General features: G+C 65.8%; 17 protein-coding genes. 4 read left to right on the top strand and 13 right to left on the bottom strand.

What is annotated here, in order from left to right; genetic code table 11:
* Positions 1-23 precede the first annotated feature (23 nt).
* On the bottom strand, positions 24-1904 hold the full coding sequence (locus IEW01_RS12325; RefSeq protein ID WP_188528116.1) for a PhoX family protein: 1881 nt from the start codon (positions 1902-1904) through the stop codon (positions 24-26).
* Between the two features lie 827 nt (positions 1905-2731).
* Here IEW01_RS12325 and IEW01_RS12320 point away from each other — a divergent pair.
* Positions 2732-3733 carry a LysR family transcriptional regulator gene (locus IEW01_RS12320; protein WP_188528114.1) on the top strand — a complete coding sequence of 334 codons (1002 nt, stop codon included), beginning with the start codon at positions 2732-2734 and terminating at the stop codon, positions 3731-3733.
* 28 nt (positions 3734-3761) lie between these two features.
* Here IEW01_RS12320 and IEW01_RS12315 read toward each other — a convergent pair whose 3' ends face one another.
* From IEW01_RS12315 to IEW01_RS12265, 11 genes are all read right to left on the bottom strand, one after another.
* A complete protein-coding gene (locus IEW01_RS12315) occupies positions 3762-4688 on the bottom strand; it encodes an NUDIX domain-containing protein (protein WP_188528111.1) in 927 nt (308 codons plus the stop codon).
* Positions 4685-5647 (bottom strand): LysR family transcriptional regulator, encoded by a 963-nt coding sequence (locus IEW01_RS12310; RefSeq protein ID WP_188528108.1) that lies wholly within the window; start codon positions 5645-5647, stop codon positions 4685-4687. The genes IEW01_RS12315 and IEW01_RS12310 overlap by 4 nt, the downstream gene beginning before the upstream one ends.
* 21 nt (positions 5648-5668) lie before the next feature.
* Complete coding sequence (locus IEW01_RS12305) at positions 5669-5941, bottom strand: 4a-hydroxytetrahydrobiopterin dehydratase (protein WP_188528106.1); 273 nt, start codon at positions 5939-5941, stop codon at positions 5669-5671.
* A gap of 129 nt (positions 5942-6070) precedes the next feature.
* The gene (gene csoS1, locus IEW01_RS12300; protein ID WP_308418949.1) at positions 6071-6409 is read right to left on the bottom strand and encodes an alpha-carboxysome major shell protein CsoS1; all 339 of its coding nucleotides are present in this window, start codon (positions 6407-6409) and stop codon (positions 6071-6073) included.
* A gap of 69 nt (positions 6410-6478) precedes the next feature.
* Complete coding sequence (gene csoS1, locus IEW01_RS12295; protein WP_188528104.1) at positions 6479-6763, bottom strand: alpha-carboxysome major shell protein CsoS1; 285 nt, start codon at positions 6761-6763, stop codon at positions 6479-6481.
* Positions 6764-6837: 74 nt separating this feature from the next.
* Positions 6838-7098, bottom strand: a complete 261-nt coding sequence (locus IEW01_RS12290; RefSeq protein ID WP_188528741.1) for a carboxysome peptide B — start codon at positions 7096-7098, stop codon at positions 6838-6840.
* Positions 7099-7100: 2 nt separating this feature from the next.
* Positions 7101-7373: an alpha-carboxysome shell vertex protein CsoS4 gene (csoS4, locus tag IEW01_RS12285; protein ID WP_188528102.1), complete on the bottom strand. Its 273-nt coding sequence runs from the start codon at positions 7371-7373 to the stop codon at positions 7101-7103.
* A 5-nt stretch (positions 7374-7378) separates the two neighbouring features.
* Complete coding sequence (locus IEW01_RS12280) at positions 7379-8986, bottom strand: carboxysome shell carbonic anhydrase (RefSeq protein ID WP_229738239.1); 1608 nt, start codon at positions 8984-8986, stop codon at positions 7379-7381.
* 36 nt (positions 8987-9022) lie between these two features.
* Positions 9023-10729, bottom strand: coding sequence for an alpha-carboxysome scaffolding protein CsoS2 (locus IEW01_RS12275; RefSeq protein ID WP_188528100.1), 1707 nt, complete (start codon positions 10727-10729; stop codon positions 9023-9025).
* Positions 10730-11068: 339 nt separating this feature from the next.
* Positions 11069-11401: a ribulose bisphosphate carboxylase small subunit gene (locus IEW01_RS12270; RefSeq protein ID WP_188528098.1), complete on the bottom strand. Its 333-nt coding sequence runs from the start codon at positions 11399-11401 to the stop codon at positions 11069-11071.
* 52 nt (positions 11402-11453) lie between these two features.
* Positions 11454-12869 (bottom strand): form I ribulose bisphosphate carboxylase large subunit, encoded by a 1416-nt coding sequence (locus IEW01_RS12265; RefSeq protein WP_188528096.1) that lies wholly within the window; start codon positions 12867-12869, stop codon positions 11454-11456.
* Positions 12870-13383: 514 nt separating this feature from the next.
* Between IEW01_RS12265 and IEW01_RS12260 the strand changes: the two genes are divergently transcribed.
* Positions 13384-14382, top strand: coding sequence for a sodium-dependent bicarbonate transport family permease (locus IEW01_RS12260; protein WP_188528094.1), 999 nt, complete (start codon positions 13384-13386; stop codon positions 14380-14382).
* A gap of 28 nt (positions 14383-14410) precedes the next feature.
* Positions 14411-14716: a DUF190 domain-containing protein gene (locus tag IEW01_RS12255; RefSeq protein WP_188528092.1), complete on the top strand. Its 306-nt coding sequence runs from the start codon at positions 14411-14413 to the stop codon at positions 14714-14716.
* A gap of 20 nt (positions 14717-14736) precedes the next feature.
* On the opposite strand, the gene fni is transcribed toward IEW01_RS12255, so the two are convergent.
* Entirely contained in the window at positions 14737-15777 is a 1041-nt protein-coding gene (fni, locus tag IEW01_RS12250; RefSeq protein WP_188528089.1) for a type 2 isopentenyl-diphosphate Delta-isomerase, read from the bottom strand.
* A 150-nt stretch (positions 15778-15927) separates the two neighbouring features.
* On the opposite strand from fni, the gene IEW01_RS12245 reads away from it, so the two are divergent.
* Positions 15928-16845 carry a polyprenyl synthetase family protein gene (locus IEW01_RS12245; protein ID WP_188528087.1) on the top strand — a complete coding sequence of 306 codons (918 nt, stop codon included), beginning with the start codon at positions 15928-15930 and terminating at the stop codon, positions 16843-16845.
* Positions 16846-16862: the final 17 nt, after the last annotated feature.

Below are 16862 nucleotides of genomic sequence, written 5' to 3'. Positions count from 1 at the left end.
GGCCCCGATGTCACGTCAGCGGATCAGAGGCCGGGCATGCCGCCCAGGTAGCCGATGTGGGCCTCCAGCTTGTAGTTCATCGTGCCCTTGTCGTTGGTGCCGTAAAGCTCGGTCGCCGCGGCTTCCAGCTCTGCCACCAGATCCTCGGGCATCGAGGAAATCCACTCGCCCTGATGCTGGTTGTTGCTCATGATGTAGGCGTGATCACCGATGTTGTCGACGACCTGCAGGCCGGTGGCCTCGGCGCCCGACGCCTGGCTGAGGATCCGGCTCAGCTTGCCGGTATCGACGTTGTAGGCCCAGACGAAGTTGTTGACATGGGTGCCCGAGTCTTCGCCGATGAAGAGCGTGCGCATCTCGTTCGAGAAGAACACGTTGTCGGGGTTGGCGATCTTGTCGGGGTTGGCGATGTTGCCCAGCGCGTCGACCGGGATATCCTCGCCCAGCAGGGCGGCGGGCACCCGCATCGCGGTGCCGACAAAGTCCGAGTTGATCGGCTCGCCATTCATGTCGACGCGGCCGCCGTCCATGGCGATCTCGTAGGTGGCACCGGCCTTGGTCTTGTCGATCTGGATGTGGTCCTGCGGGGCACCCTCTTCGGTCTGCATGCCCTTCTCGCTGTAGGAAATGGCGAGGTAGAGGTTCTTCTTCTTCGGGTCGGCGTCGAGGGCTTCCATCTTGTTGAACTCGGTCGTGGCGCCGAGGTAGCCGGCGTAGCGACGCGATTCGAGGAAGGCCGCGGCCTGTTCCATGCCGTCCTTCAGGCGCAGGATCTCGTCGCCCGAATGACCGGCGCGGATCATGCGATAGCCCTGGGCTTCCCAGTCCGGGGTGGCTTCGGCGGTGGTGGAGTCGAAGATGTCGTCGAATGTCACGCCGCTGTCGATGATCGCCCTGACCTCGGCATCGGTTGCATGGCCCAGCTTGACCCAGTCGAGCGTGGCAGAACCGCCGCCTTGGCTCGAGACCTGGTTCCAGCGCGCTGCATAGAGCGCACCGGCCGACAGATCCTCGGCGGTGTCGGCAACATACATGAACATCGCGACATAGGCGCCATCATCGCCGAAATACACGGTGCGGCTGTCGGCCATCACGCGGGCCATTTCCCAGGTGGCGCGGCCCATCGAGTAGTGCTTGACCACTTCCGTCGAGCCGTCGGCCTTGACCGTTACCTCGGGGATGAAGCCGTAGTGATAGGGGTTGGCCTCTTCGCCATCGAGATACATCTCGCTCAGCGCGCGCAGACCCTCGGTGGCCCGTTGGAGATTCTTCTCGCCCGAAACTGCCTGGTAGTAGAGATCGTAATCCTCTTCCGAGCCAAGGTGGGTGTTCCACGGGGTCGGACCACCGGCGCAGGGGATCCACAGGCCATCGACGCCGGAAAAGTCGATCGGCTTGACCGAGGTCGCCGTCAACGTGCCATCTGCGTCCTGCTCGACCGCAGCCAGCGACATCGACATCGGCATGCGCGAATACCAGCCTTCGGTGCGACGGGCTTCGGCCCCGTTGCCCAGGATCCAGTCGTATTCATAGTGCGTGACCATGAACAGGTTGCCGTCAACGTTCAGCAGGCTGTTGGCATCCGGCGTCTCGGCGATGATCGGGTCACCGTTCATGTCGGTCAGCGGCTCGCCCTCGGCGTTGAAGAGCTGACCCGCAGCGGTGTCGGCGCCCACAGCGTCGGTGTTCTTGAACATCGAGACGTAGGACAGCGGGAATTCCTTGGTGGTGCCGTCGCTGTAGCGCACGATGGCCGAAGATTTCGAATGCGTCGTCACCATTTCAACGGCCTCGGTGGGCGCGGGGGTGTCGGTGAACTCGACGGAGACGATGTCCGCCGCAAAGGCGGTGCCGGCGCTCAGCGCGAGGGCGGCAGTGCTGCAAAATAGCGAAAGCTTTTTCATGGTTCCTGATTCCTTCCAGGAGTGGTTTCGGTGCCGCCTGCCTGACAGAGTCTCATCACAGCCCCGTGACATCCCGCCCGGATGCGGCGAGATGTAGCAGTTCATTGAGCGAACATCGCTTTGAGCTGAACTCAATGACCCGCAGACAGGTGAACGGTGGCCCGATTTGCGCAGCATGGTCCGTTCCATCCCCCGAAAGTCGGAAAGATTCCTTTTGCATGGCCGCTTTTCGAGATCACGTCCTGGGCTTCGCAGCCGCAGCGAACGTCTCCTATCCGCCCAGTCTTGCATGTTGTGGCCATGCTGTGCCCGCGCCGGACGAACGTCAAGAAAGCGGCTGGCCTCCGGCATTTGCGGCAACTTGCCAAATTGACCGGTTCGGGGAATGCGGTGCCCCGCGCCGACCGTCCGGTGCGGGGCCGGAACACAACCTCGCCAATTCCCTCAACCAACTTGGTGCTAGATCACGCCACCTCGCGTCTAGGCATTCTTCCTATGTTCCGCCCTATTCCTGTCCAAGTCTAAGCATTTCTCCTTGCCAAAACAATTACATACCTAGTCTTGCAAATCCGTGCACACCGGTTCGATTCCGGTACTCGCCTCCATTTCCGGCCTCCGAGCCCCGCATCACCGGGTCTGCGCCGAGAGCGCCGGTTGCATGGCCTCTTTCATGCCCTCGTGGAAATTCCCCCGACCCTCCGGTGCCTGGATGCGCCGTTTGCGCGCGGTCGTTTCGCTTTCTCGCCGTTCGGATGCGTGGCATAGTTTCTGCCACGTCGACCCGCGCGCAGGCCACGGCTGCGCTTCACGTTGAGGGAACGGAACCCATGGCCCGCACGCTTCCTGTCGGAACCCTCGTGAAATACACCACCTTGCGCCAGCTGCAGGTGTTCGAGGCCGTCGCCCGGCTCGGCAGTTTCACCCGCGCCGCCGACGAGTTGTATCTGGCCCAGCCGACCGTCTCGATGCAGATCAAGAAACTCGCCGACAGCATCGGCCACCCGCTGTTCGAGCAGGCCGGCGGGCGGATCCAGATGACCGAGATGGGCAAGGAGGTCTATACCACCTGCCACGATGTCTTCGGCGCGCTGGAAAACCTCGAAATGAAGATCGCCGCCGTCGAGGGGATGAAGCGGGGCCGGCTGAAGATCGCGGTCCTCACCTCGGCCAAGTATCTCGGCCCGCATGTCATCGGCGGGTTCCACCGGGTCTACCCGGAGATCGACATCGAGTTGAAGGTGACGAACCGAGAGAATCTGCTCAAGCGTGTCCACCGCCACGATGACGATCTCTACATTCTCGGCAAGCCGCCCGAGGGCCTCGACGCCGAGGCCTTTCCGCTGCTGCCCAATCCGCTCGTCGTCATGGCCCGCTATGACCACCCGCTGGCGCGCGAAAAGCACATCCCCCTCAAGCGGCTGATCCAGGAGCCGCTGATCATGCGCGAACAGGGCTCCGGCACCCGTGCCGCGTTCGAACAACTGGTGGCCAGCAAGGGCATGTCGCTGCCGCCGGCGAAGATGGAATTCGCCAGCAACGAGGCGATCAAGCAGGCCATCGTCGCCGATCTCGGGGTGTCGGTGATGTCGCGCCAGTCGCTCGTGCTGGAAGGCGAGAACGGGCCGATCTCGATCCTCGATGTCCAGGGGTTCCCGATCGAGCGCGATTGGTATGTTCTTTATCCGAAAGGCCGCAAGCTGAGCATCGTCGCCCAGGCCTTCATTGATTTCGTGCGCAACGAGGGCCGGACCTCGATCGAGAATTTCGAAGCCGGCATGAAAGACCTTCGTTTCCGGCTCGGACCCGAGGAAAACCTGCCGACTGGCTGAGCGCCGGGAATGGCGTGACGGCCCATGCTCACCACGCCGAAAGCGGCACGGCCAGACCATGGGCCCCCGCGCCGAGGGCGTTTGCCATGTCGGCCGGGGCTACCTCACCCGAGGCGAAGACCGGCACGGCGCTGTGCCGTATCAGCCGCCCGAACGCCTCCCAATCGGTGCCATCCTCGGCGTGCGAGGGCACCAGCGCGAACGCGGCGCCGTGGGCCCCGGCGCGGGCGAGATGGTCGGCCGTCCTGCACGACGCCGACCAGACCGCGCCCGCGGGCGGGGGCGCCATGGTGAGCAGCCGACCACTGCAGACGTGAACGCCATCCGCGTGGCTGTGGGCGCTGTGAACCTTGCCGCCCTCGACCAGCATCGTTGCTCCGTATCGCCCGGCCAGTTCCGCACCCCGCCGCGCCACTTGCGCGAACTGGGCCGGCAGCATCCGGCGCTCGCGCAGCACGATCGTTCGCACGCCTGCGCGCAGGACCCGTTCAATGCGGGCGAGCAATTCGGACCGGTCGCAGCACTCCGCGCGGGCAACCGCGATCACGTTCGCAAGGCGCAGCGCCTGGAGCGCGCGGCGGTAGGCTTCCATGAGCGGGGAGACGGAGAGTTCAGCGGGGTGTTCCCAGCTGATGCGCTGACCTTCCCGCCCGCGTGGGGACCCGTGCCAGTTCAACACCTTGTGGATGTGGAGGCGCACGACCTTGTCGGCATATTCGTGGTCATAGGTGAGCCAGCGCACAGCCGCGCCGATCGCGACGCCAACTTCCTCCGCGATTTCGCGGGCAAGGGCCTGGTGCTCGTCTTCGCCGGCGTCGAACTTGCCGCCGGGGAATTCCCAGTGCCCGCCCGAAGCCTTGCTGGCCGGGCGCTCGGCGAGCAGCACCTTGCCGTCCGCTCGCATCAGAACACCGGCAGCGACGTTGACCACAGGCTTGCGCGCGTTCGAGATCATGTCGATCCCGCCGCGTTGACACCCGCGAGCCCCCAAACCTCCGAGTTGCTCTCGTCGATCACGCGGGCGGCTTGCTTGGTGACGAACTCGTGGAAGGCCTCGGCGACATGCGAGAAGCGCTTGTTGTCGCGGTGCACCAGATGCCAGGTCCGGCGCGGCGGCGCGATGGCGGTGTCGAGGATCACCAGTTGTCCTGCGGCGACTTCGGGGATCACGCTCTGGCGGGTGACGAACGAAAGCCCCATGCCCGCGGCCACGGCGCTCTTGATCGCCTCGTTGCTGTTGGCGATCAAGGCGACGTCGAGATCATGCTCGGCGAGGAAGGCGTCCACCCCGGCCCGGGTTTCCGCCTCCTCTTCCCGCAACAGGAACGGGAACGCCGCCACCTCGGCAAGCGAGATCTCCTGCGCATTCGCAAGCGGATGGCCCGGGTTGGCGATCAGCACCAGCGGATCTTCGAGGAAGGGAACCGCGGTCAATCCGGTCTCGTCCGGCAGGTCGGCGATCACGATCAGGTCGCAGGCGTTGTCCTGCAGGCCCGCGATCATCTCGGCGCGCCCGAAAACGTGCAGATCGAACTGCGTGCCGGGGTTGTCGCGCTGGAACGCGGCGATGAGGGTCGGGGTGAAATACTTGGCCGGCGCGGCGATGTAGAGGCTCACCTGCCCCTGCTTGATCCCTTTCAGCCGCTCGATGCACACCTGTGTATTGAGCAATTCCTGCCGGATCGCCTGGCAATGGGGATAGAGCGTCTCGCCGATCCGCGTCATCGACAGCTTCCGGCCGTTCTGCTCGATCAGCGGCGCGCCGATCTCCTCTTCCAGCTGCCGCAACTGGATGGAGACGTTCGGCTGCGAAACGCCGAGTTCCTGGGCGGCGCGGGTGAAACTCAGGTTTCGGGCAATCGCCTCGAACACGAAGAGTTTTTTCAACAGCGTCCGTTTCTTGGGTGTGGGCATGGCCGGGGTGTTCCTTCCCGTTCAACCGGACCCGGCGACGATCGCATCGACGCGCCGGGCGAAGTCGCGCTCCTCGTCGCGAAGCACCTCGCCCTCGGCCGGGTGGACCGACAGGTTGGCGTAATCGCGGCCGAAACTGAGATCGGGGTGAATACCGGTTTGCTCGGAAAGCGCCGCGACCCGGTCGAGAAAATCGCGGTTCTCGGCGTAGCTCGCGAAGGTGAACCGTTTCGACAGCGTGGCGGGGCGTTCGCGTTCGGCCCAGGTCGCGTCGTCGTTCCCGTGGTTTCCCATCACACTTCCCCTTGTTGCACCTGCTCATGACATGCTGGCACCGAGCCACGGCGGTGCTGCCGGGCCCCGGGCCGGGATGGCGGGGAAGGACGCGCAGGCGCCGTTCCTTCCCCGACCCCCTCGCCCGCATCAGCCTTTCGTCTTGGCCGTGCTTGCGCCACCGCCGTCGACCCCACCGGTCTCGACCGAAAGGATGGACTCCACTTCCGAGTGCGGACGGGCAATGATATGCGCCGCCGCGAGGCCGTCACCGACCCGCTCGCAGGCATCCGCGCCCGCGCGCACGGCGGCGTTCACCGCCCCCGTTTCGCCGCGGACCATGACGGTCACGTAACCGCCGCCGACAAACTGGCGGCCGATCAGGCGGACCTCCGACGCCTTGGTCATCGCGTCCGCCGCCTCGATGGCGGGCACCATGCCGCGGGTCTCGATCATGCCCAGCGCGATACCCATCTTTTCGCTTGCCATTCTCTTACGCTCCTCTTGATGCCCAGGCTCATGGGCTTGATTGATCTGTTTCGCCTCGGTGCGGCTGCCTTACGGCAGCACGCTTTCGACTTCCGAGTGCGGACGGGCGATGATATGCGCCGCCGCGAGGCCGTCGCCGACCCGCTCGCAGGCATCCGCGCCCGCGCGCACGGCGGCGTTCACCGCCCCGGTTTCGCCACGGACCATGACGGTCACGTAACCGCCGCCGACGAATTCGCGGCCGATCAGGCGGACCTCCGACGCCTTGGTCATCGCGTCCGCCGCCTCGATGGCGGGCACCAGGCCGCGGGTTTCGATCATGCCGAGGGCGATGCCCATTTTCTCAGTTGCCATTGTCTTTCTCCTTTCGGTGTTGAAGTTGGTCTTGTCTCTGCCTTCTTTGCGTCCGGCCTCGTGTCGGGTCTTGGCTAGGCCCGCCAGTCCGCCTCGCTCCATTCGTCAATTATTCCGCCGATCGTCAGATCCGTGGTGGTCTTCGGATCGCCGGCGGCCAGGCGGGCCGCCGAGATCCCGATCGTGATGACGAAATCTCCCGGTTTGCATCCGACCGGGTCCAGCGCCACGCTCAGATCCCCCTTGTTGTCCTCGACGAGGCGAAGCGACTTGCTGCCAAGAAGGACGTGCCGCTTCGTCGTCACCAGGTCGCGGACGACGCGCTGAATCTCCATGGTCAATGCGCCCCTTCCGCCGCCGCGTCGTCTTCCCAGTAGTCGATGATCCCGACGATGGTGAAATCGCTCGGATACTCCTTGCTGCCGGCCGCATCACGGGCCGCGGAACTGCCACAAACGATCACCCAGTCGCCGGGCTTGCACCCCACCGGATCGACCGCCACCTGCTTGCTGGTGGAGCCGCGCTCCTGCACGACGAGGAGGCGCTTGTTGCCCAGCTCGCCGATCCGTGCGGTGGCAACGAGGGTTTTCTCGACCTGACAGATCTTCATGGTTCCTAGCCCTTCTTTTCACAGCCGCACGAACGCTCGCCCGCGGCCGCGAATTCGGCCCCCTCGATCATCTCGAGATCACCGGCCGAGGCCTGATCGCGAACCGACACGAACGTGTAGAGCCATTCCTGGTTGACGAGATCGGCGTAGCGCGCCCGGATCGCCCGCTCCAGCCGAAGCCCCCGGGCAGCGGCCCGATCGCGGGCGCCGGGGACGCCGCCGTTGTAGTGAAACTGGACGAACACCGGGATCGGCAGCCCGCGCGCGAGGTTCACGGCGCGGAAAACCTTGATCCCCACGTCCATGTCCGCCGCGCCCTCCTCGACCGTCGCCATTTGCGCCTGGTAGGACAGGTTGCGCATCTGCACGCCGTCGAAACCATCGCCGACGGTGATGAACCGTTCGGTGTGCCCGAGGTCGGGGTAGCGCCCGTCATGGTAGGCGCGGACGTAGTCGATCTGCGCCATGTTGTTCTTCAGGAGGTAGGCCGCGAACCAGCGCATGCCCTCCGTCGCGGCGTCGTCCTCGGCCACGCCGGTAACCCGCGCCACCTCGGCGCGGATCGCGTCCTTGGCCGCCTCGCGTTCAAGCCCCTGGGTCGCCCGGTAAAGCGCGGCGTTGTCGATGGCGCGGTCGAGGCTGAGCCGTCCCGAGGCGTCAGGCAGGTGCACCGTGATCGCATCTGTGTCGGTATCGACCCCGACCAGCAGCGTCGCCACCGTGGCGCCGCCGCCATAGCTCGTTTCCACGGCATCGCGGAAGGCGTTCAGCCGGTCGAGTAGCGCCTGCGCGGCCTGGCGCTCGTCGCTGCCATGGGCGGCGCAGCCTTCGTGCGAGGGGTCGGATCCGCTGCCGTGATAGACGCCGATCTTGAGATAGCGGGTGGGCTCGTCGGCCGGGTTGGGCAGGCCATCGCGGTGACGGCGCAACTCGACATCAGCCCAATCCTGCACGCTTTCCTCCACGTCGAACATGGCCCCGGCGAAGGAGCGGCGGCTGGTGACCACCGTCGGCGGCACCCGCAGGATGAAATCCACCACCCCGGCAAGCCGACCGTCGGCGCAGGGCGTGATGTCGATCGCGTGAAAGCCCCACTTGCGGATCAACTCGGGCGCGCTCTCTCCGTCGGCGCATTCGGCATGGGCGCGGTCGAAGCGGTGCGCCACCAGCCTCTCGAAAGCCTTGAACACGCTGAAAGCATAGAGGCGGCGCAGGTTGACCGGGCGGCTCCATGAACCGCGCAGCCATTCGGAGGGGAAGGCGAAGCCGAGCCGGGATTTTGCGATCGCTTGGATGCGGTCGGCGGCGTCTTCGCCGGTGATGCCGGCGGCGATATCGGCCATCACCGCCTCGATGCCGGCGAAGGCCTGCCGGATCCGGTTTTCCTGGTCGAGCAGGCGCCGATTGTGGCGCGTGTCGTGCAGCGGGTGATCGCCGCCCGATGACAGGGGGCGCGGCTGTGCAACGCGCGTAGCAGGGGCGATGGGCGCGGCCACGGGAAAACTGCCGACGCGGCCCGGGCGCGGCCCGGCGGGGCCATGGCCCGCCGAAGCCCGGAGCGGGTTCGGCGCGGCCGCGGCCATGCTGCCCGTATTTTTCAGAAGGTTGGTCACGATCCTGATCCCACACTACCTGTCTGGCGCTTCCGACTAACCCCGGGCCCCGCCCGAGAGGGTGACACGTGCCGCGCGCTTGTCGCCGCCGCCAACGGGATCGGTGCCCGCCATGCCGGTGACGTCATGCGTCGGCGATTTCGGATTGCCCTGGCCCTTGAAGGCCCCGGCGCCGGCAAAGGCCCGCGGTTGGCCGGTGCGCTCGGTCGGGTTGCGGCCGGCGGCGGTGAAGCCTTCCGTCCCGGTCACCTTGCCGTTGGCACTCCAGGCCGAGCCGGTGATATTCGGCCCTTCCATGCGGCCCTCGCCGGTGACCGGGGGCGCCCCGTCAGGGCCACGGCCCTGCCAGCGCCCGACGTAATCGAACTCGCTGTTGCCGGTCACCTTGCCGGAACCCACCGCGAAAGAGCCTGTGATCTGGCCCGGGCCCTCGCCGGCGAGCTGCGCGTCGCGCTGCGGGCTCTTCACGCTGAACCTCCCGGCGACGGCGCCCACGTCCTGCGCGCCGGCCGCGACTTCCGCACCCCGGCGGTAATAGGGCGTGCCGCTGATGTCTCGCCCGGCGCCGCGCTGGGTGCCGGTGACGCCCTCCGCGTTCAGCGGCAGGTTTCCAGTGATCTGCGGACGCCCCCTGCCCTTTGCCCCCACCCGGGCGGCGGCCTGCTCGGCCATGTCGGCCTCGCAATAGGTCTCGTACTGGGCCGGGCCCGAATAGGGCGTGCCGGTGATCGGCGAACAGGTGCCCGGCTCATCGCCGGTGACACCGGGCTTGAACTCCACTTCCACGCCGGTGATGCGCTGGCGCGCCCAGGTCTCGGTTTCGCCGCGCGCCGCCATCGAGCCCGCTCGGGCCAGCGCCGGGGTGGGCGCGTTCGGCATCTCGCACAGCGGCTGGTCGGTGGCGGCGCGCAGATACTGGCTGCCGGTGACCGTACGGCAGGCACCGGACTCGTCACCGGACACGATCGGGCTTCGGCCGATCGCCGAACCGGAGATCCGGTGGCCGCCCAGCGAGGTCTCCATCGCCGGATCATCGACTCCCCGCTCCCGCGAGCCGACATGCTTGATGCTGCGCCCGAGGTTGGTGCCGAACACCGAGGCACCGTGCGGGTTGTTCTGGCGGCGGAACTGGGCGGCGGTCGAGACCCCCGGTCCGCCGCGTTCGATCACGTCGTCGTCGAGGGTCTGATCGGCCTCGCCGGTGATCGTCACCGCGTTGCGGAACTCGTCGCCGGTGATCGTCACCTTGCTGCGCACCTGCGTGCCGGTGACCACCTTGCCGTTCACGGTTTTCGAGGCACCGACCTTCGCCCCGGGGGGGCGATAGGCCGCCTGCCCGTCGGCGGCGATGTACTGCGTGCCGCTGATCGGCTTGTCGACGCCCGGCTCGTCGCCGGTGACGTTGCGGCCCCGGCCGATGCGCACACCGGTCACGCTCTGTGCGCCGTAGGTCCTGGTCACTTCGACCTTGGCCGGATAGACGAGCGCCTCGGTGTTGCGGACGCGCCCGGTCGGCCGCGATGCCTCGGCGGCCTCGCCGCCCTGCAGGGCGCGCCTGGCCCGCATCGCCTGCGCCATCCGGCGGCCGCCGGAGAGGCCGGTCCCGGCCTTGACCGGGGCGACGTCAGGCGCATGGGTCGGCGCGGGTTTCGCCGCCGCGCCGGACACCTGCGCAAGCCCGCTCTTGCCCTGGACCAGGGCCCGGCGGCGGGCGCGCGAGGCCGCCTGGCCGCCTTTGGGCATGGCCGGGGCCGGCGCGGATGCGGGCGACGGCGCGGCCGCAGAGGCTTGCGGCGTGGCCGCGGGCCTGGCGTCGGCGGCCGGGGCCGGAGCGAGGGCACTGCGCACAGCGTCGGTTTCGCGGACCGACACCCGGGTCCGCTCGGCTTTCGGCGGCAGGGCCACCTTCCCGCCCGCCATCTGCTGTCGGCGTTGCCGGGAGGCTGCGCGACCGCCCCTCGCCATCGTTTGGCTGCCTTGCTGTTGCATTATCCCACTCTCTTTCCGAACGACTTGGTTTGCGGACCGGGACGATGGCGACCTCCGCGCGGAGACAACGCCATTCCCGACATCGGCCTTTCGTTACCCGTGGTGAACGATGAACGCGGTGCCCTGGCTCTGGGTGAAGTTGTCGAACCCGATCAGGCGGATCAGGTGCGACGGGTTCATCCGGCGGCACTCCTCGATCTCGGCAAGAACCCGGTCGACGGAGGTTTCACCGAAGAACGGCAGCTTCCACAGATACCAGAAATTGGAGAAGGATTTTTCCGGCTCGGTGTGCTCGATCGCCGGGTTCCATCCCTGCGACACCATGAACTGGATGTTCTGGCGGATCTGCTCCGGCGTCATCGGCGGCAGGTAGGAGAAGGTTTCGCCCTTTCGCTCAGTGGCGTTATACGGCTGAATCGCGGTCATGACGTGTGTCCTTTCTGAATTCTGATCGGTGCGGCGGAGTTGCGGCGTTGCCTCAAGCGATATCCAGCTTGTCCACCACGTCGAACTCGAACTTGATTTCCTTCCAGGTCTCGAGGGCGACCTTCAGCTCAGGGCTGTGCTTCGCCGCCTCAAGGAGGATTTCCTTGCCCTCGCGCTCGACGTCGCGGCCCATGTTGCGGGCGGCCACGCAGGCCTCCAGCGCCACGCGGTTGGCGGTCGCCCCGGCGGCGTTGCCCCAGGGGTGGCCGAGCGTGCCGCCGCCGAACTGGAAGCAGGCATCATCGCCGAAGATCGAGACCAGCGCCGGCATGTGCCAGACGTGGATACCTCCCGAGGCGACCGGCAGAACCCCGGGCATGGCGCCCCAGTCCTGGTCGAAGAACAGCCCGCGCGCGCGGTTTTCCGGCACGAAGGATTCGCGCATCTGGTCGATCCAGCCGATTGTCGCCTCGCGGTCGCCCTCCAGCTTGCCGACGACGGTGCCCGAGTGCATGTGATCGCCGCCCGACAGGCGCAGGCACTTGGTCAGCACGCGAAAGTGGATGCCGTGGTAGGGGTTGCGGTCGACGACGGCGTGCATCGCGCGGTGGATGTGCAGCAGCATCCCGTTCTTGCGGCACCAGTTCGCCAGCGTGGTGTTGGCGGTGAAGCCCGCGGTGAAGAAATCGTGCATGATGATGCGCGCGCCGAGCGACTTGGCGTATTCCGCGCGTTCGAGCATTTCCTCGGCGGTGCCAGCGGTCACGTTCAGGTAATGGCCCTTGCGCTCACCGGTTTCGGCCTCGGCCTTGTGCACCGCTTCCATCACGAAATCGAAACGGTGGTTCCAGCGCATGAAGGGCTGCGAGTTGATGTTCTCGTCGTCCTTGGTGAAATCGAGACCGCCGCGCAGGCATTCATAAACCGCACGGCCATAGTTCTTGGCCGAGAGGCCGAGCTTGGGCTTGATGGTGCAGCCCAGGAGGCCACGGCCATACTTGGCCAGCTTGTCGCGTTCCACCTGGATGCCGTTGGGCGGGCCGCCACAGGTCTTGATATAGGCGATCGGGAACCGGATGTCCTCGAGCCGCAGGCTGCGCAGCGCCTTGAAGCCGAACACGTTGCCGACCAGCGAAGTCAGCACGTTCACCACCGAGCCCTCCTCGAACAGGTCGAGCGGATAGGCGACGAAGGCATAGAATGCGGTGGGATCGTTCGGAACCGGTTCGATCTTGTAGGCCCGGCCCTTGTAGTAATCCATGTCGGTCAGCAGGTCGGTCCAGACGGTCGTCCAGGTGCCGGTCGACGATTCGGCCGCGACGGCCGCCGCCGCCTCCTCCGGCGGCACGCCCTCCTGGGCCACCACCTTGAAACAGGCAAGAAGATCCGTGTCCAAGGGGATGTAGTCGGGGGTCCAATAGGTTGCCGCGTAGTCCTTTACACCAGCCTGGTATTTCTTTTCAGCCATCGTCGACTCCTGTGAATTTCGATTCCGAGTTACGTGCGTTCCGACGCCATGCGCCCGTTTTGGTGGGCGGCGGCTCGGCCAGGTTTTCGCGGAAAGACAGGTTGCTTCCCGGAACCATGGCCGCGTGCCAGCCCCTCTTTTCTCCTGACGCGGCACATGAACCTGCACCGCCCTGCAATTCTCAACGACGGAGAATATGAGCGCGCGGATCATTACGGAAATAGATTATCACTATATCATGTATCTATTTAAACAAATGGCCTATTCAGCGACTTCTCGCGGGGCGGCTGGATAATGTTTTTTTATGCCGTCGGCACATATCGCGACTAAAACCAATATATTTAATATATTTATGGAACATTGCGCGATCTTCAAAATACCCGCCCGGCAGACAGCTAATCCCTTATCATAGATTTTAATAAATATTGTATATCTCAATTATCTATTTAATTTTTTCGCCTCATGTTCCTAGGTTTTCCGGCAACTCCACTGCAAACCAGAGAAGGACATCCCCATGTCCGGCCTTCAGAACCTTCTTGTCCCCGCCGTGCTCTTCTTCGCGCTCGGGTTTCTCGCGCGCATCATCAGGTCAGACCTGCGCTTTCCCCCGGATCTTGCGAAGATCCTGTCGATCTACCTGTTGGTGTCGATCGGCATTCACGGCGGCTACGAACTCGCGAAAGCGGATCTTGGCACCGCCCTGAACGCGATTTTCTGGGCGATGGTCCTGGGGCTGACGCTTCCCGTCATCGGTTATACGCTGATGCGGGCGACCGGGAAGGTCGACGCGCTCAACGCCTCGGCGATCGCCGCGCACTACGGCTCGGTCAGCGCCGGCACCTTCCTGACCGCCATCGCCTACCTGCAAAGCGCAGGCGTCGAATACGACAGCTACCCCGTCATCATGCTCGCGATCATGGAATCGCCCGCCATCGTGATCGGGATCCTGCTCGCCGCCTGGGCCCGTCGCCAGGCTCGGTCGGCGGCGGAACCGGCGCAGGATCCGGGCGCGCGATTCGGGGTGTCGAAGCTGCTGCACGAGGCATTCACGAACGGAAGCGTGGTTCTTCTGCTCGGCTCGATGGCGATCGCGGCGATCGCGACGCCGGCCTCGCTCGAAACGGTCAAACCCTTTGTCGACGACATCTTCATGGGCGTGCTGTGCCTGTTCTTGCTCGAGATGGGCATGGAGGCGGCCCGGCGGATCGCCGATTTCCGCCGCGTCGGCGCGGTGCTCGTCGCCTTCGGGATCATCATGCCGCTGATCGGCGGCACGATCGGCGCGCTGGTCGGGGCCTTCCCCCTCGGGTTCGACGTCGGCGGCACGATGCTCGTGGCGGTGCTGGCGGCGAGCGCGTCCTATATCGCCGTGCCCCCCGCGATGCGGATTGCCGTTCCCGAGGCGAACCCGTCGTTCTATCTGACCCTGTCGCTCGGCGTCACCTTCCCGTTCAATGTCGTCATCGGCATTCCGCTCTACCATGCCGCCGCCGAACTGCTTGTTGCGGGCTGAACGGACGGGGCGACCAGGAGGAATTGAAATGCGTTCCCTCGAACAAAAGAAACTTCTGACCATCATCACTTCCAAGCAGTTGGAGGAAATGATCCTGAAGAAACTGGCGCCGCACGGGATCGGCGGATACACCGTCGTATCCGGTCACGGCGCCGGCGCCAGCGGCATCCAATCGGGGATGCTGGATATCGACACCAACATCCTGATCTATATCATCCTGTCGGAGCCGCGCCTCGAGCGGGTTCTGGTCGAGATCGACAGGATGATGGACAAGGGCTACCGGTTGAAGGCCCTGGTCACCGATATTTCCATCCTGCCGCGCAAACCGTCCTGACCGGGGATCGCGCGCCCGGCTCATGTCGGGGGAAGCTGGTCCGGCATCAGGTCGGCCCGCCGCAACGCGTCGAGATCGGCGGAGCCGGTGCAGAAACAGGTGATCCGCAATTCCTCGACAACCGCCGACAGCCGGGCCTCCAGGTCGCCCTGCGACGCGATCGCGTCCTTCAGAACCCCTGCGGCGATCGCGCCGATGTCTGCGCCGAGGCGGATGGCGCGGGCCACGTCGAGGCCGGACGAGAGCCCGCCCGAGCCGATGATCGTGGCGCCCGGCACCGCCGCGCGGGCCTGCCGGATGGCCTGCGCGGTGGGGATCCCCCAATCGGCGAAGGTGGCGCCGAGGGCGTGCCGGTCCGGCGTGGCGCGGGCGGCTTCGACCCGCGCCCAGTTGGTGCCCCCTGCCCCGGCCACGTCCAGGATCTGAACACCCGCCTCGTGCAGCCGGCGGCACAGCGAGGCGGACAGGCCGAAACCCACCTCCTTGACCGCGACCGGAACGCCCAGCGTCTCGGCCAGTGCGGCGATCCGGTCGAACAGGCCGCGCCAGTTGCGGTCGCCCTCCGGCTGGATCGCCTCCTGCAACGGGTTGAGATGGATGAACAGGGCATCGGCTCCGATCATCTCCACCGCGCGGCGGGCCATGTCGAACGCGTCGTCGCCGCGCAATTGTGCCGCGCCGAGATTGCCGAAGATCGGCACGTCCGGCGCGATCCGGCGCAGCTCGGGCCCCAGCCCGGCCATGCCGCCATGATCCAGCGCCACCCGCTGCGACCCGACGCCGAACGGCAGGCCCAGCGCCTGGCAGGCCGCCGCGATGTTGTGATTGATCTCGGCGGTGCGCACCGGGCCGCCGGTCATCGAACTGACCAGAACCGGGGCGGCGATCCGCCGCCCGGCGAGCGTGCATGACAGGTCGATCTCGCCGAGATCGAGATCCGGCAGGGCGTTGTGCAGGAAACGAACCGTCTCGAGACCGGTGGTCAGTGCGGATTGGCTGCTTTTGCGGTCGAGAACGATCCGAATGTGATCTTCCTTGCGCTCCACATGGTGATTTCCCACGCTGATCCTCCCGTTCACGCCAACCGCGTTCTGGCCAGAAACACGCGGTTATGGCAGTCTACGCACGAAAATGTCATCCGGTTTCAAGTATCTGACGTATTAACCTTATGACCTGAGTGAGAAAAGGCGGAGGAGTGATCTCACTTGTTGATGAACACACAGCAAACCGACGCCGCCGAACCCTTGGCTGATCCGGTCTCCGAAACGCGGGACCGGGCGGAGCGTTACCTCGAGGCCCGGCTTTCCGAATGCGCCGGTGCGCCCGCGACGCTTCACGCCGCCATGCGCGATGCGATCCTCGCCGGGGGGAAACGGGTCCGTCCGATCCTGTGCATGATGATCAACAAGGCCGCTGGCGGGCGCAATGCGGAATTCGCGCACGCGGCGGGCGCCGCGGTCGAGTTCGTGCACTGCGCCTCGCTCATCCTCGACGACCTGCCGAGCATGGACGATGCCACGATGCGGCGTGGCCGGCCGGCGGTGCACCGGATCTATGGCGAGGCCACGGCGATTCTCGCCGCCATCGGCCTGATGAACCTCGCCTACGAACAGATCGCCAGGGCGCCGAGCCATGACGAGACGATCCGCGCCCGTGCGATGCGCGTGCTCACCGAGGCGATCGGAACCGCGGGCCTTGTCGCCGGGCAGGAACTCGATCTGCGCGAGAAGGCCACGGCGCAGTCGGCGGAGGACCTCGACACCATCAACTGGATGAAAACCGGCGTGCTCTTCGTCGCCGCCGCCGAGCTCGGGGCCATCGCCGCCGGCGCGTCGCAAGCCCAGCTCGACGAGGTGCGCGGCTTCGCCCATCACCTCGGCCTCGCCTTCCAGACCCGCGACGACATCCTCGACCAGATCGCGACGAGCGAGGAAACCGGGAAAGACAGCCACAAGGACGATGGCAGCGCGACCCTGATCCGCCTTGCCGGCTTCGAGGCCGCATCCAGCGATTGCCGCTCCCATCTCGAGAAGGCGAGCGCGGCGCTGGAGCGGTCCGGCCTGCAGCAGGATGAAATCGCCGAGTTGATTTGTCGCGTCTTCAAACAGGTTTCGGAACAGCCCGCCTGACGGTATAGCGGTCCCGT

It is taken from the genome of Sinisalibacter lacisalsi (assembly GCF_014640115.1).
In the GTDB taxonomy this organism is placed as follows: Bacteria; Pseudomonadota; Alphaproteobacteria; order Rhodobacterales; family Rhodobacteraceae; genus Sinisalibacter; species Sinisalibacter lacisalsi.
Note: the sequence above shows the minus strand (reverse complement) of the source record. Positions and strands in the feature narration are given on the sequence as shown.